Source organism: Acinetobacter sp. AR2-3 (assembly GCF_001878775.1).
Classification (GTDB): Bacteria; Pseudomonadota; Gammaproteobacteria; order Pseudomonadales; family Moraxellaceae; genus Acinetobacter; species Acinetobacter lwoffii_D.
On sequence record NZ_MJIQ01000054.1, the window covers coordinates 1 to 14,513 of the forward strand.

The window sequence follows — 14,513 nt, forward strand, 5'->3', positions numbered from 1 at the left end:
AAACTGAGTCTACTAAAAGAGAAAGATAGTCGGAAGCGGCAGATGTGTAAAAGAGACAACTATAGATCGATAGCTATATCTATCAGTTTTTAGCCAGAAGACATGTTCAAGAATTACACGACCACCGAGATTCTAGACGCGTAAGATCGTCGGCAGCGTCAGATGTGTATAAGAGACAGCCATATTTTATATCCAGTCCATGGTGATAAAAACCATCATAAACCAGACATTTTTATTGGTGAGAATATAGACACTTTAAATGGGTTCTAACATATACGTTTCGTATAATATCCATTATGTTAAATGGAAGGAAGCAAAATAAGTTAACATTTTGCTTCCGGCCACATTAAGCTAGAGTTTTATTTAAATAAAGCTATTTAGTAATCATTAAATTAATTAAAATCTAAATCTAACACCAGCTCCATATAACCAACCTTTCTCAGAGTTTGATTCTATTTGCCACGACGTTTCATCATTACCTTTTGAATACTCATAGGCAATGTCGATATACGGCATGATCTTTTTACTGATTTCATAGCGAGTTTCAAACCCTGCGGTTGCACTGCTTAAACCAGTTTTTTTCGCATATTTAGAGTCATCACTAAAGATAGCATCCAACTCTAAATAAGGTTGAATAATCAACTTTTGCGTAATCAGAAAATCACGTTCCGTTTCTAGGCTAAAGCCCGCATAATTATCTTCTCCCGCATAGAGATAAGCATCAGTTTCAAAGAAATATGGCGCCATACCATGTAAGCCAATCACCGCATCAACATTTTCTTCGGTGTCTTTGCGATGATCATTGAGTTCAACTTTTTCACTACGATAACGTGCACCAATCTGTGCATCCCAAAAGTCTGAAATCATACGGCTATATAAAAGTTTGGCATCATAATGTGCATCATGCGATTCTTCTTTATCGGCATGAATTTTAATAAAAACCTTATTTTCATCTGTGCCAATACGGGTTTCAAACTCTGACTTTAAATCACCTGTGCCATCTTCATTGACAAGCCACTTATTATCCACTGTCGTAATCGCATAAATTTGCGCACCGTGTTCTGAGCGATGATCATAATGCGAACTCTGCTGAGCATTCGCATCTGGTACATGATGTAAATGATTAACCGTAGATGTTGCCTGATGTTGTGCCTGATTCATTTGGCTATGGTTCATTTGAGAGCGATCCATTTGCATCGGCTGATTTTGACTAGAAGATGTAGCAACTGTCATTTTTTCAGGCGCACTATGATCTTCACCATTATGTGCCAAACTCACTGCACTGACCATCAACAAAGAGCTTGCTAAAACAGTTTTAGAAAAAAGATTAATGGTGCGCATGTTGATCTCCTTTCTGTACTTTTTGATCTTGCTGTTTCTCTGTTGATTTGTGATGCATTGGCTGATGACCTGCATGTTGATGGTTCATCGGTGCTGAATGTGCAGCATGATTCATTTTCCCCATCATCTGCATGTGTTGTGCATGCTCTTGTGGAGAATGCTGTGAATGATCCATCTCAGACATCGCTTGATGATTCATTGATGGTACATTTTTTCCATCAGTCTGAGCAGTTGAATGATGCCTTTCGTGCGCCAAACTTAAGCTTGTTAAACTCAATACCGCAACAGAAAAAAACGCTTTAAATACAAAATTAGTGATGTGCATGTCCAGCTCCTTTTTGCTCAGTTACTTGGTGAGTTTGAGTCGAATTTGTACCTTGAATTGGCGTTGTAGACACTTGTTCATCGCTAACATTTGCCACGATCAACTTGTTCATCATTCCTGCACTCATGTGATACAACAAATGACAATGGATTGCCCATTCGCCCAACTCATCCGCAGTTAATAAAGCAGTCACTGTTTTACCCGGTGGTACAATCAATGTGTGTTTATTCGGCATATCTACCGACTCTTGACCATTCTCCAACTGCATAAACATGCCATGTAAATGCATGGGGTGCGCCATCATACTGTCATTAATAAATTTGATACGGATACGCTCGCCATACTTCACTTTTAATGGCTCAGCATCGCTGAATTTTTTACCGTTAATCGTCCAAATATAACGCTCCATAGTACCGCCCAAACGCACTACTAATTCACTGCTAGCTTCACGAGTATCTTTTTGCGGTTCTAAAGATTTTAAATCACTATATTGCAAGGCTTTATTGCCCGCAGGTGTAGATGCATTTGCCCAACCATAAACCACTTGATCATTTTCTTGTGGTTTTGCTGTGCCATGCTGTGAATGATCCATTTTCGAGTGATCCATGCCTTGCATATCGCCATGGTTCATTTTTGAATGATCCATTTTCGAGTGATCCATTTTCGAGTGATCCATGCCTTGCATATCGCCATGGTTCATTTTTGAATGATCCATTTTCGAGTGATCCATGCCTTGCATATTGCCGTGGTTCATTTTCGAATGATCCATTCCTGCATGATCACCGCCACCATGTCCCATATCTTCCATGGTCAAAAGTGAGCGTGGACGTGGTGCAGGCATATGAATGCCATGTGTCATAGGATTTAATTCATTGTGCAGTGTACCAATCGCATAGCCTGCACGGTCAATTGACTCAGCTTCAATTTGATAATGTCCGCCTTTTGGCTCCACAATCACATCATAAGTTTCAGCTGTGCCAATACGAAACTCATCCACAGCAATAGGTTTTACAGGCTGACCATCAGCACTGACCACAGTCATTTTCAAGTTAGGAATACGGACATCGTAGAAAGACATCGCAGATGCATTCACAAAACGTAGGCGAATTTTTTCATTCGGTTTAAACATTCCTGTCCAATTTTTTTCAGGTGTTTTGCCATTAATGAGGAAGGTATAACCTGTAACATCCGACATGTCGGTTTTTAGCATACGCATCTGATTCCACATTTTGCGGTCAGACCATGTCGCTTTTATGCCATCACGTTTAACCTGCTTCCAAACATCACCCAAGGTTTCACGCTGATCTTGATAATATTCAGCTGAAATTTTAAGATCTTTCTGAATTTGATCACTGGTTTTTTCATGAAAATCTGACAACATCACCACATAGTCACGTTCAGCTTTTTCATGTGCTGCCAATGGTGTTTTACCTTTTGGATAAATCACAAAAGAACCATATAAGCCGTCTTGTTCCTGTCCTTTAGAATGAGCGTGATACCAATAAGTCCCGCTTTGGCGAATCTTGAATTTATAAACATACTCGCTTTGAGGCTTAATACCGTTAAAACCATTAAATCCTGGTACACCATCCATAATGCCCGGCAACAACAGTCCGTGCCAATGAATAGAAGAATCTTGGTTTTTTAAATTATTTTTCACGCGAATGATGGCTTCATCACCCTCTTCAAACTCAAGCAAAGGCGCAGGAAATTGACCATTTACGGTAATGCGCTTTACAGGCTTTCCAGTTGGGCTGACCACTGCTTCATCAATAACAAGCTGATATTCACGCACTTCGGCAAAAACCAAAGGCGACGATGCAAAACAAATACCTGCTAATAGGTACGAACTAATTTTATGAGACATAACTTAACCTTAATTTTTGAAAAATAAATAAATTTTAAAAAAAATTGGTTAAGTTTTAGGAGGACGTGAAATTTCTTGCCAATACCCATTTAGATATTGGTTGAGGTAATAAAAATTAGGCTGATCTATAGAATAGAAGGTATCTAGGGGATCTAGCGAGCTTTGCAAAGAATGAAGACATGAGATCTCTGTCTGGCAGGATAAGCTAGAACATTCCTGACACTTTTTGTGATCTATATTCTGATTAATAGCTAAATGATTATGGCAATCGGTATTCGTCTGTACTTCGTGATTAATACCATGTTGAGTGACTTGCTGTGCTTGATCTAAACAATGATCTTGGCTCATTTCAGTTTGCATATTGATATGCATTATCTTTACTGATGCAACAGACACACTACTCCATCCTATGGCAAAAACCATAAGAAAACAAAACCAAAGTTTTTTGGAGAGATGAGTCAACACGAATGCTATCTAGGAATAGAATTTAATCCAAAATATCTTAACGGAATTTCAACTATTTACAACTCAATATAATTTAGTAGTTTCTCTAAAATTAACATAATACACCTTATACGAAATAAAAATGTTAGAACCCATTTAAAGTGTCTATATTCTCACCAATAAAAATGTCTGGTTTATGATGGTTTTTATCACCATGGACTGGATATAAAATATAGATGCTGATCACTATGTCTGACAAAGAAATTCAACGTCTTGCAGTTCTGCAAGACGTTCGAGATCATCGTATTACCCAAGTCCGTGCTGCTGAAATCCTGAATCTTTCCACCCGTCAAATTACCCGGTTATTGCAGAAGCTCAATCAAGATGGTGTTTCAGGCATGACGCATGCCAGTCGTGGTCAACCGGGCCATCATCGCCATGACGATTTATTAAAATCGCAATGTCTTTCCATTATTTCTGAACATCTGCTGGGCTTTGGACCTACCTTGGCGCATGAGAAGCTCAGCAGCATGTTTGACCTGAATATCCCGGTAGAAACGGTTCGGCGCTGGATGACTGCAAATGACCTTTGGATTCCGCGATCCAAACGTCTAAAACGCCCATACCAGCCACGCTATAACCGTGATTGCTTCGGTGAGCTGATCCAGATTGATGGCTCATATCATGACTGGTTTGAAGGAAGAGCCACCAAATGCTGTTTGCTGGTTTATATCGATGATGCTACCGGCAAGCTGTTGCATCTACGCTTTTGTGAGGCTGAAACGACCTTTGACTATATGCTTTCAACCCGAGCCTACATTGAGCAATACGGCAAGCCCTTGGCCTTTTATAGCGATAAACACTCGGTATTTAGAGTCAACCAGAAATCCAGGCAAGACAGCCAGATCACGCAATTTGGGCGGATTCTGAATGAGTTAAACATTGATATTATCTTCGCCAATTCACCCCAGGCCAAAGGTCGCGTAGAGCGAGCGAATAGAACCCTTCAGGACCGTTTGATCAAGGAGATGCGCCTGGAAGGCATCTGTTCGATTGCAGAAGCAAATGCCTGGTTGCCCTGCTTTATTGAGCAGTTCAATCAGAAGTTCGCCAAATGTGCGCGAAACTCAAAGAACCTGCATCGACCATTAACCGAATCTGATCTTGAACTGGATGATATTTTTACCTGGCAGGAACCGCGTAAGGTCACCAAGAACCTGACGATTACCTATGACAAATGTATTTATCTGCTTGAACCGACAGAGCTGAATCATAAGCTTGCTGGGCAATACGTTTCATTTCTGGAGTATCCGGATGGCACTGTGGCCCTCATGCATGAAGGACGAAAGCTCAACTACAGCATCTTCAATAAATTGGCTGGGCTGCAGCAAAATGAGATTGTTGAGAATAAACGGTTAGGTTCAGTCCTGGCGCATATCCAGCAACAACATGAAGAATTGGAGAAACAGAATAAACGTTCCCGTGCCAAGAAAAGTATGCCGAGCCGTAAAGCTCAGAAAGCTGTTATTGGACAAAGAAATTTAAATCCTGTGCTTGACTCTTGTGGTTAAAAACAGGACATTTTAAATGGTTTATCGCATAGACATTTTAATTGGTGAATAACAAAAAATTGTAACTCCAAAATAGAAATGTCCGGTTTCTCCAAAGTAAAAATGTCCGCTTTTAGAATATGCACTTTTGCAATTTCGTTAGCGGACGGTTTGATATGTTGGTGTCTATGTCTGACAAAGAAATTCAACGACTTGCAGTTCTGCAAGACGTTCGAGATCATCGTATTACCCAGGTCCGTGCTGCTGAAATCCTGAATCTTTCCACCCGTCAAATTACCCGGTTATTGCAGAAGCTCAATCAAGATGGTGTCTCAGGTATGGCACATGCCAGTCGTGGTCAACCTGGCCATCGTCGCCATGATGACTTGTTAAAATCAAAGTGCCTTTCCATTATTGCTGAACATTTGCTGGGCTTTGGACCCACCTTGGCGCATGAAAAGCTCAGCAGCATGTTTGACCTGAATATCCCGGTAGAAACGCTTCGGCGCTGGATGACGGCCAATGACCTGTGGATTCCTCGATCCAAGCGCCTGAAGCGTCCATATCAGCCACGTTATAACCGTGATTGCTTCGGTGAACTGATTCAGATTGATGGCTCATATCATGACTGGTTCGAAGGACGCGCTGCTAAGTGCTGTTTATTGGTGTATATCGATGATGCTACTGGCAAGCTGTTGCATTTGCGCTTTTGTGAGGCTTAAACAACCTTTGACTATATGCTTTCAACCCGAGCCTACATTGAACAATACGGCAAGCCTTTGGCCTTTTATAGCGATAAACACTCGGTATTCCGAGTCAATCAAAAATCGAGTCAAGATAGTAAGATCACGCAATTTGGCCGGATTCTGAATGAGTTAAACATTGATATTATCTTCGCCAATTCCCCACAGGCCAAAGGCCGTGTAGAACGTGCCAACAGAACCCTTTAGGACCGCCTGATTAAGGAGATTCGCCTGGAAGGCATGGGTTCGATTGCCGAAGCCAATGCATGGCTACCCTGCTTTATTGAGCATTTCAATCAGAAGTTCGCTAAATGTGCACGAAACTCAAAGAATTTACATCGACCATTAGCCGAATCTGATCTTGAACTGGATGATATTTTTACCTGGCAGGAACCGCGTAAGGTCACCAAGAATCTGACTCTGACCTATGACAAGTGTATTTATATGCTTGAACCGACAGAGCTGAATCATAAGCTTGCTGGGCAATACATTTCATTTCTGGAGTACCCGGATGGAACTATCGCCATCATGTATGAGGGACGGAAGATCTATTATAGCGTCTTCAATAAACTGGCTGGACTACAGCAAAATGCAGTGGTTGAGAATAAAAGATTAGGTTCGGTTCTGGCCCATATCCAGCAACAGTATGAAGCATTGGAAAAACAGAATAAACGTTCCCGCCTCAAGAAAAGTATGCCGAGTCGTAAAGCTCAGAAAGCTGTTATTGAACAAAGAAATTTAAATCCTGTGCTTGACTCTTGTGGTTAAAAACAGGACATTTTAAATGGTTTATCGCATAGACATTTTAATTGGTGAATAACAACACTTGTATATTAATATCAATAACTTAAAAATTTCACACTGATCACAAAATGCCCAAAAATCCGATTTTGAAACAAGTCGGCTTAAAAATGATCAATTTTGGCATTTTCCGAATGTTATCAACTCTTCCAGGGTAAAAACTATCCCCAATTTCTGTGGATGAAATTTAGGCTATTTTGTAGGCCTAGGCTTACGTGAATCTCGGCCCTTTGCTGCTATGCGGCATACTGGAATTTTCATATTATTGAATGGTCAGGAACAGGAAGTTCCATATAATAAAAAATAAGCACCAGGATGGCGCTATATAAGACATGCAAGAGCACAAAGACCTAATGTTCCAATAAAAAACCCCGGCAGGATGCCGGGGTTTTTTATTTGTATAAGCTATTTAAATAATAGCTTGTTCTTTTAAATGAGATAGTGCAGCAAGAATATATGATGAGTTGAAGGTTACATCGGTATAGGTTGATGGAGATCGACTTCCAGTTTCCTTAAAAATCTTATAAAAATTATCAACTTCATCAGTGCTTAAAGGGCGAATATTATCTTTGTTATTGTGAACAAATAATTTTCCGTCCTCACTAAACATAATAAATTTAGATTTTCTAGATTCAGTTTCTAAATTAACTGGTGTAGAAAAAAATTTAACGAGAGTTTCATATAGATTAATATTCATGTAACTTAACCCTTTGTTTTCATGTATATATTTTTTCGATAAGCTCTCAATACTCATAGAAATAGCTTCTCTGGCTAAAAATGATTTCGTTCTTTGACTCTTTTCAGCCAGTTGATCTAACTGTTTTTCTAATTCTACAGGTAATCGAAGCATCAACATTATAAACAACCCAATCTAAATGTATATCAATTAGAGTATATCATTAAGATGGTAGTTTCAAATTTTTTGAACCGCTCTTTCTCTGATTTCAGGGGTATATTTTAATTTTGTCATCGGGATAGTCTCTCAGAATATTGACTCTCCGACAAACCCGGTACGGTTCAGACTGTGATCCACCACTGACTTGCATCAAGGCAAGGGTTTTACCTTGGGTAGCACGGATTGCTCCTCCTGCAAGTGGAATCCAGTCTATTTGTGATTTAAAAATGGAACTCATAGAACCATGACGTTCAGGTGAACACCAGACCATACCTTCAGACCATGCAAGAAGCTCATGCAGTTCTTTTACTTTTGGATGCTCAGTATCCGCATCTTCTGGCAAAGGAAGGCCCCACAAGTGATAGATACAGATAAAGCACACATATGGAGGTGCTTTGTCACGGTTAAAATGGGAAAGAAAATGTCCACCAGATCTTGAGCACAGGCAGGTTAAGTATAAAAATAACGTGATCGAATGTAATCATGGCAAGCTAAAGCGGATCATTAGGGCCACTTTAGGATTCAAATCGATGAAGACGGCTATGCCACATGCATCTATTCAGATGGCATTAAACACCGATGATGTACAGACGAAGTAGTAGCAGCCGATCCTACTAAAAGAATAGCAAACGATAAAAACAGCGATAAGCATGTTTTTAACCACTGCATAAAAATAGACCAAAAATTAAGCTTTTTTAGTTTTACAGATTCGAAAATAAATAGTAATAATTCATGAATAGTAGCCGAAGCTACCATTCATGAATCCAAATCATACTATTTTAAAAAACTAATTCGATGCCTGCACCATATTTCCATCCCTTTTCAGACTCTGTTGCCTCTTGCATAGAAGTGGCTTTCTGTCCTTTTTCATATTGGTAAGCAACATCAATGAAAGGTTTAATTCGCTTAGTAATCTCATATCGGGTTTTGATACCAGTTTTTAGTTCTGATAAACCTGATTTTGCAGCATAGTTAGAATCATCGCTAAATATTACATCTGCTTCGATATAAGGTTGAGTAATAAGTTTCTGAGTTAAAAGCAAATCACGTTCTAATTCAAAACTTGCTCCCCAAAAATTATTCTCACCGCCATAAAGATATGCTTGTGTTTCAAAGAAATAAGGAGCTAGACCTAATATACCAATAACACCATCCACTCGATCGCTGCTGCTGTTATTTTTATCTTCACTATATCTTACCCCAGCTTGTACATCCCAAAATGGGGCTACATTACGACTATAGAGTGCAGATATATCATAATTAATATCACTGCTTTCTGACTTTTCCGAATTGGCTTCAATAAATAGACGATTTTCATCTGTCCCAATTAAAGTATCAAACTTTGTTCCTAGGTTGCCCTTACCGTCTTCATCAACTATCCATGCATTTTCAAGTCTTGTTACTTGATAAATTTGTCCGCCATGTTCTTTAAGATGATCATCATTAGATGGGGCTGATCTCTTTCTTGCGGTCAGAATAATATTATCTCCCCCATTTGCATTTTCCATTGAATAATATTCTGGATACAATTCTTGGGGGCTATATCTTAAGCCACCAGACTCCTGTAATAAGACTCTCATACCATTTGTAATATTACTTTCTTGTTGCGAAGTGCTGCTATTAGCAAAAGTTAAGTTTGATATACTTACTAATGCAATTGATAAGACTGTTTTTGAGAAGAAATTCTTAGTGATTTGCATGTGGATTTACTCCCTTCTCATTTACTTGGGACTGAGGAACAGTCTTTGTAGAATTACCATCTTCCACTTGAGCTACAATGAGTTTATTCATCATTCCTGCACTCATATGGTAAAGCAGGTGACAATGAATAGCCCACTCACCTAACTCATCAGCTGTGAGTAGAGTGGTTATCGTTTTCCCAGGTGGAACAATTACCGTATGTTTGTTTGGCATATTGCTTGGATCCTGACCATTCTCAAGCTGCATAAACATGCCATGTAAGTGCATTGGGTGAGCCATCATACTGTCATTGACAAATTTTAAGCGAATACGTTCACCATACTTCACCACTAGTGGGTCGGCTTCATTAAATTTTTTACCATTTATTGTCCAAATATAACGCTCCATGTTTCCACCAAGACGGATCTCTATTTCACGTTCAGCTGCACGAGTGTCTTTTTGAGGATCTAACGATTGCAAATCACTATATTGCAATGCTTTATTACCTTCAGGTGTTGAAGCATTTGCCCATCCAAATACGGTATTATCATTCTTGTCTGAAGCCGCCTTAACAGTAGCGCTATTCATCGGCATATCATGATCCATACCTTTCATAGAAGACATATCATGATCCATACCTTTCATAGAAGACATATCGTGATTCATGCCTTTCATAGAAGACATATCATGATCCATACCTTTCATTGAAGACATATCATGATCCATACCTTTCACAGAAGACATATCATGATTCATATCTTTCATTGAAGACATATCATGATCCATACCTTTCATAGAAGACATATCGTGATTCATACCATGCATCGAATGGTCTTCAGATGTCTTATTTGGCATTGAAGACATATCATGGTTCATACCAGATGAAGAGCCATGATCCATCCCCATATCCTCCATAGTCAATAAAGAACGAGGACGAGGCTTAGGCATCTCAATTTGTTTGACTGCTGGTCTGCTTTCTTCATGTAAGGTTCCAACCGAAAATCCAGTACGATCAATAGATTCAGCTTCGATTTGATAATGGGCTTGTTTCGGTTCAACAATGACATCATAAGTTTCAGCAGTACCAATACGGAACTCATCTACAGGAACGGGCTTTACAGGTTGACCATCAGCACTGACTACAGTCATTTTTAGGTTTGGAATGCGTACATCAAAGAATGACATAGCGGAAGCATTAATAAAACGAAGGCGAACTTTTTCACCAGCTTTGAAGTTGCCCGTCCAATTTTGCTGAGGTGTCTTGCCATTCATTAAAAATGTATAACCTGTGACATCGGACATATCTGTTTTCAGCATTCGCATCTGATTCCACATAGAGCGGTCTTGCCAAGTTGCCTTTAATCCATCACGTTTAACTTGTTTTAATACATCGAATACTGTTTCGCGACGGTTCTGATAGTAATCTGCTTCTTTTTTAAGATTTTTCATAATTTGATCACTTGTTGAATTATGAAAATCAGAAAGCAAAACAACGTAATCTTTATCGGTTTTTTCAGCAGCTGTTAGTGGAGTTTTATCTTTAGGATAAATAACAAAAGCACCATATAAACCGTCTTGTTCTTGTCCTTTACTATGTGAATGATACCAATAAGTACCATTTTGGCGGACTTTAAACTTATATTCATAAGTTGTATTAGGGGCAATGCCATGAAATTTGTTAAATCCAGGTACACCATCCATAATTCCAGGTAATAATAAGCCATGCCAATGGATTGAAGAGTCCTGATTTTTTAACTTATTGTGAACACGGATAACGGCCTCATCACCTTCTTCAAATTCAAGAAGTGGTGCAACGAATTTACCATTAACGGTAATTCTCTTTAGCGGTTTTCCTGTGATATTTACAGTTTGTTCAGCGATTGTTAAATCATATTCTTTAACTGCCGCCATTACCCAAGTTGATGAAAATAAACCAACTCCAATTAAGAGTATATGACTTAACTTTTTTGACATTCTATCTCACCTTTAGATTTTTTGACATTCTATCTCACCTTTAGAAAGGTCAAGATTGAAGTAATAAAGCAAATATTTAGTATAAACTTTAATACTTCTTTCTCGCTATTTATAAAATTATTTATTGCTACCAGGCATATTCATCTTTGAATGATCCATTTTAGAATGGTCCATATTCATCATAGCATGATCCATTTTTGACATGTCAGATGAGTTAGGAGACTGATGTTGACTATGATCTTGCTGAGTCTTGTCATCTTTTTCCATTTTACAAGGTTTTGTACAAGGTTTCTGTGCTTTTACCGTTTTAGTGGCACTTGAGGTTGATACATCTTTTGCCCAAGATTGAGTACCAGCAATTAAAGTTCCAGCACACATTAAAATTGTTAGACTACGACGCACTACAGTTTTCATAAGTTTCTCTAAAAGTTAATTTCTTGCTACTACAATAAAGTGAAGCACTGAACATCTAAGTGACTTGAAAATGACATTTTTGTAATCTATCTCGATCAGATGTTTTATAACGTTATTATAGTTTTAATGAATGACTTAGGATTCGGAAATGAGAATACTATTAGTTGAAGATGAACAAAAAACTGGTGATTATCTCAAGCAAGGTTTATCCGAAGCTGGCTATATTACGGACTGGGTTACAGATGGGTTAACGGGTAAACATCAAGCTCTTTCTGAAGAGTATGACTTAATTATTTTAGACGTGATGTTACCTGGACTAAATGGTTGGAATATTATCAATGATATTCGTAGCAGCGGTAAAACAATGCCCATTCTTTTTCTTACCGCCCGAGATCAGATAGAAGATCGAGTAAAAGGATTAGAGCTAGGCGCTGATGATTATTTAGTTAAGCCTTTTGCTTTTGCAGAGCTTCTAGCTCGAATAAAAACGCTCCTTAGACGAGGGCAACAAAGAGAAGATAATAATATTATTAAGATTGCTGATTTAGAACTTGATTTGAGAAAACGTCGGGTAACACGAGCAGGTCAACGCATTGATCTGACGGCTAAAGAATTTGCGCTTATGGAGCTTTTTATGCGTAGAAGAGGTGAAATTCTACCAAGAGCACTTATTGCATCTCAAATTTGGGATATGAACTTTGATAGTGATACAAATGTAGTTGAAGTCGCTATTAAACGATTAAGAAATAAAGTAGATAGTAATTTTACCCCTAAGTTAATTCAGAATATTCGAGGAATGGGGTATGTATTAGAGGTAGAAGATGAATAATAAATTATTCAAATCTATCAGTTTTCGTATTGGTATTATTTTCTCATTATCGACTATATGCATTCTCATTATGATGGGGTTTTTCATCCATAAATTAGTGATGCATCATTTTGAAACGCAAGATCGTACCCAATTAGAAGGTAAAATCCAGCTTATTCAGAATCTTCTCCAACAGCATCCTAAAAATTCTCCAGAACTTGATCTATATTTGAAAGATGCTTTAGTTGGACACCATGATCTTATGGTCCAAATAGAACGACCGGCAGGTCAGATTTTATTTAGTTCAACACCTTCAATCACTAATACTCAACAGTTAATCAAGTCAGCAAATAACCCTTGGATTAAATGGAAAATTAAGAATAAGACCTATCGTGGCATGATCTACAACACGGATATAAACAAAAATACTGAAATACAATCTGTACGCATTATTGTGGGGATCGATACATCTGAACATCTACATTTTTTAAATGATTTTAAGCGTCAACTTTTTTACATTGGTTTAGCCGGTACGATTTGTTTAATGTTTTTAGGCTGGTTTGCAACCTGGAGAGGTTTAAGACCCGTGCAAAAAATGGCTAAGGTCGCAGAAGGCATTTCTGCCCAACATCTTTCAGAACGTTTAGAAGTTGAGCACACACCAACAGAACTAAAATCATTAGCAATTGCCTTCAATGATATGCTCGACAGACTAGAATCAGCTTTAGAAAGGCTTTCCGATTTTTCATCTGATTTAGCGCATGAAATTAGAACACCGATTAATAACTTAATGACTCAAACTCAAGTATGTCTTGCCCGTAAACGAGATACCAGTACCTATCAAGAAGTACTATTTTCTAATTTAGAAGAATTAGAACGTTTGGCTCGAATGGTATCCGATATGCTTTTCTTGGCAAAAGCAGAACATGGCCTAAAATTACAGAACTTACAGAATATTGACCTGGTTAAAGAAGTTACAGCCTTATTTGATTTCTATGATGCGCTAGCTGCCGAAAAAAATATGACGCTTCAACAAACAGGATCTGGAAATGTCAAAGGTGATCCTGCTATGTTACGTCGAGCACTCAGCAATCTATTATCTAATGCAGTTAAATATGGAAATAAGAATTCTACAATACGCATAAAACTTCAACAGAATTTAGATAACACAATATTTTCAATTGAAAATGAAGGCCCTGAAATCTCTCCTGAACAACTATCCAGGTTATTTGATCGATTTTATCGAACAGATGCATCTAGACAAAGAACAGAAGAAGGAACCGGCTTAGGGCTCGCGATAACAAAATCTATTCTTGATATGCTTGGGGCGACCATCCAGGCTGAATCCCTCAATGGTCGAATCATTTTTACCATTGTTTTTCAAAGTGAATCCATGCAAGGGGAATCATTTTAACTCATTTTTTGAACCTCTTCCATACATCAGTTCCGTTAATTAGACCACTCAATTCAGTTTTATAAGTGATAAATCCGCTCTAAATATTTAAATTATGCTGCCATTACTTTTAGTAAATGTTGATCATAAAATTCATCCGGTGTTGCCTTATTCAAACTTGAATGAGGACGTATCATGTTATAAAAATCCAAATATTCAGCAATTGATTGTTTCGCTTGTTTAACCGTATCGTAAGCCTTCAAATCTGTCTCTTATAC

Annotated in this window: 12 protein-coding genes and 4 pseudogenes; 5 read left to right on the forward strand and 11 right to left on the reverse strand. The window is 38.3% G+C overall.

Translation table 11 applies throughout. The features are described from left to right. Positions 1-396 precede the first annotated feature (396 nt). From BFN00_RS10425 to BFN00_RS10440, 4 genes are read right to left on the reverse strand one after another with little or no spacing between them, the layout of a single operon-like run. On the reverse strand, positions 397-1,341 hold the full coding sequence (locus BFN00_RS10425) for a copper resistance protein B (RefSeq protein ID WP_004668309.1): 945 nt from the start codon (positions 1,339-1,341) through the stop codon (positions 397-399). Further along, on the reverse strand, positions 1,328-1,666 hold the full coding sequence (locus BFN00_RS10430) for a hypothetical protein (RefSeq protein WP_071851538.1): 339 nt from the start codon (positions 1,664-1,666) through the stop codon (positions 1,328-1,330). Before BFN00_RS10430 ends, BFN00_RS10425 begins: the two co-directional genes overlap by 14 nt. Then, positions 1,653-3,533, reverse strand: coding sequence for a copper resistance system multicopper oxidase (locus BFN00_RS10435; RefSeq protein ID WP_071851541.1), 1,881 nt, complete (start codon positions 3,531-3,533; stop codon positions 1,653-1,655). Before BFN00_RS10435 ends, BFN00_RS10430 begins: the two co-directional genes overlap by 14 nt. A 48-nt stretch (positions 3,534-3,581) precedes the next feature. After that, entirely contained in the window at positions 3,582-3,929 is a 348-nt protein-coding gene (locus tag BFN00_RS10440; RefSeq protein WP_071851553.1) for a hypothetical protein, read from the reverse strand. 284 nt (positions 3,930-4,213) lie between these two features. Between BFN00_RS10440 and BFN00_RS10445 the strand changes: the two genes are divergently transcribed. Together BFN00_RS10445 and BFN00_RS10455 are read left to right on the forward strand one after the other, a co-directional pair. Then, positions 4,214-5,548, forward strand: a complete 1,335-nt coding sequence (locus BFN00_RS10445) for an ISNCY family transposase (RefSeq protein ID WP_071851543.1) — start codon at positions 4,214-4,216, stop codon at positions 5,546-5,548. A 155-nt stretch (positions 5,549-5,703) separates the two neighbouring features. After that, a pseudogene (locus BFN00_RS10455) lies at positions 5,704-7,038 on the forward strand (ISNCY family transposase). A gap of 442 nt (positions 7,039-7,480) precedes the next feature. On the opposite strand, the gene BFN00_RS10460 reads toward BFN00_RS10455, so the two are convergent. Beyond that, positions 7,481-7,927: a YlcI/YnfO family protein gene (locus tag BFN00_RS10460; protein ID WP_016658834.1), complete on the reverse strand. Its 447-nt coding sequence runs from the start codon at positions 7,925-7,927 to the stop codon at positions 7,481-7,483. Between the two features lie 88 nt (positions 7,928-8,015). Continuing rightward, entirely contained in the window at positions 8,016-8,309 is a 294-nt protein-coding gene (locus BFN00_RS10465) for an NAD(P)H-dependent oxidoreductase (RefSeq protein ID WP_373685761.1), read from the reverse strand. Positions 8,310-8,315: 6 nt separating this feature from the next. On the opposite strand from BFN00_RS10465, the pseudogene BFN00_RS10470 reads away from it, so the two are divergent. Beyond that, a pseudogene (locus BFN00_RS10470) lies at positions 8,316-8,508 on the forward strand (DDE-type integrase/transposase/recombinase); the annotation flags it as partial. A gap of 16 nt (positions 8,509-8,524) precedes the next feature. Here the strand turns inward: BFN00_RS10470 and BFN00_RS10475 are convergent. The 4 genes and pseudogenes from BFN00_RS10475 to BFN00_RS10490 form a co-directional block, all read right to left on the reverse strand. Continuing rightward, positions 8,525-8,722, reverse strand: a pseudogene (locus BFN00_RS10475) (hypothetical protein); the annotation flags it as partial. A 23-nt stretch (positions 8,723-8,745) separates the two neighbouring features. Beyond that, a complete protein-coding gene (locus BFN00_RS10480; protein ID WP_071851547.1) occupies positions 8,746-9,666 on the reverse strand; it encodes a copper resistance protein B in 921 nt (306 codons plus the stop codon). Beyond that, entirely contained in the window at positions 9,653-11,620 is a 1,968-nt protein-coding gene (locus tag BFN00_RS10485) for a multicopper oxidase domain-containing protein (protein WP_071851549.1), read from the reverse strand. The genes BFN00_RS10480 and BFN00_RS10485 overlap by 14 nt, the downstream gene beginning before the upstream one ends. Positions 11,621-11,737: 117 nt before the next feature. Beyond that, positions 11,738-12,034, reverse strand: coding sequence for a hypothetical protein (locus BFN00_RS10490; RefSeq protein ID WP_071851551.1), 297 nt, complete (start codon positions 12,032-12,034; stop codon positions 11,738-11,740). Positions 12,035-12,182: 148 nt separating this feature from the next. On the opposite strand from BFN00_RS10490, the gene BFN00_RS10495 reads away from it, so the two are divergent. Together BFN00_RS10495 and BFN00_RS10500 are read left to right on the forward strand one after the other, a co-directional pair. Continuing rightward, positions 12,183-12,863, forward strand: coding sequence for a heavy metal response regulator transcription factor (locus tag BFN00_RS10495; RefSeq protein ID WP_004679347.1), 681 nt, complete (start codon positions 12,183-12,185; stop codon positions 12,861-12,863). After that, a complete protein-coding gene (locus tag BFN00_RS10500; protein WP_005180715.1) occupies positions 12,856-14,256 on the forward strand; it encodes a heavy metal sensor histidine kinase in 1,401 nt (466 codons plus the stop codon). The genes BFN00_RS10495 and BFN00_RS10500 overlap by 8 nt, the downstream gene beginning before the upstream one ends. A gap of 92 nt (positions 14,257-14,348) precedes the next feature. Here BFN00_RS10500 and BFN00_RS10505 read toward each other — a convergent pair. After that, positions 14,349-14,507: pseudogene (locus tag BFN00_RS10505) on the reverse strand (integrase core domain-containing protein); the annotation flags it as partial. Between the last annotated feature and the right edge of the window lie 6 nt (positions 14,508-14,513).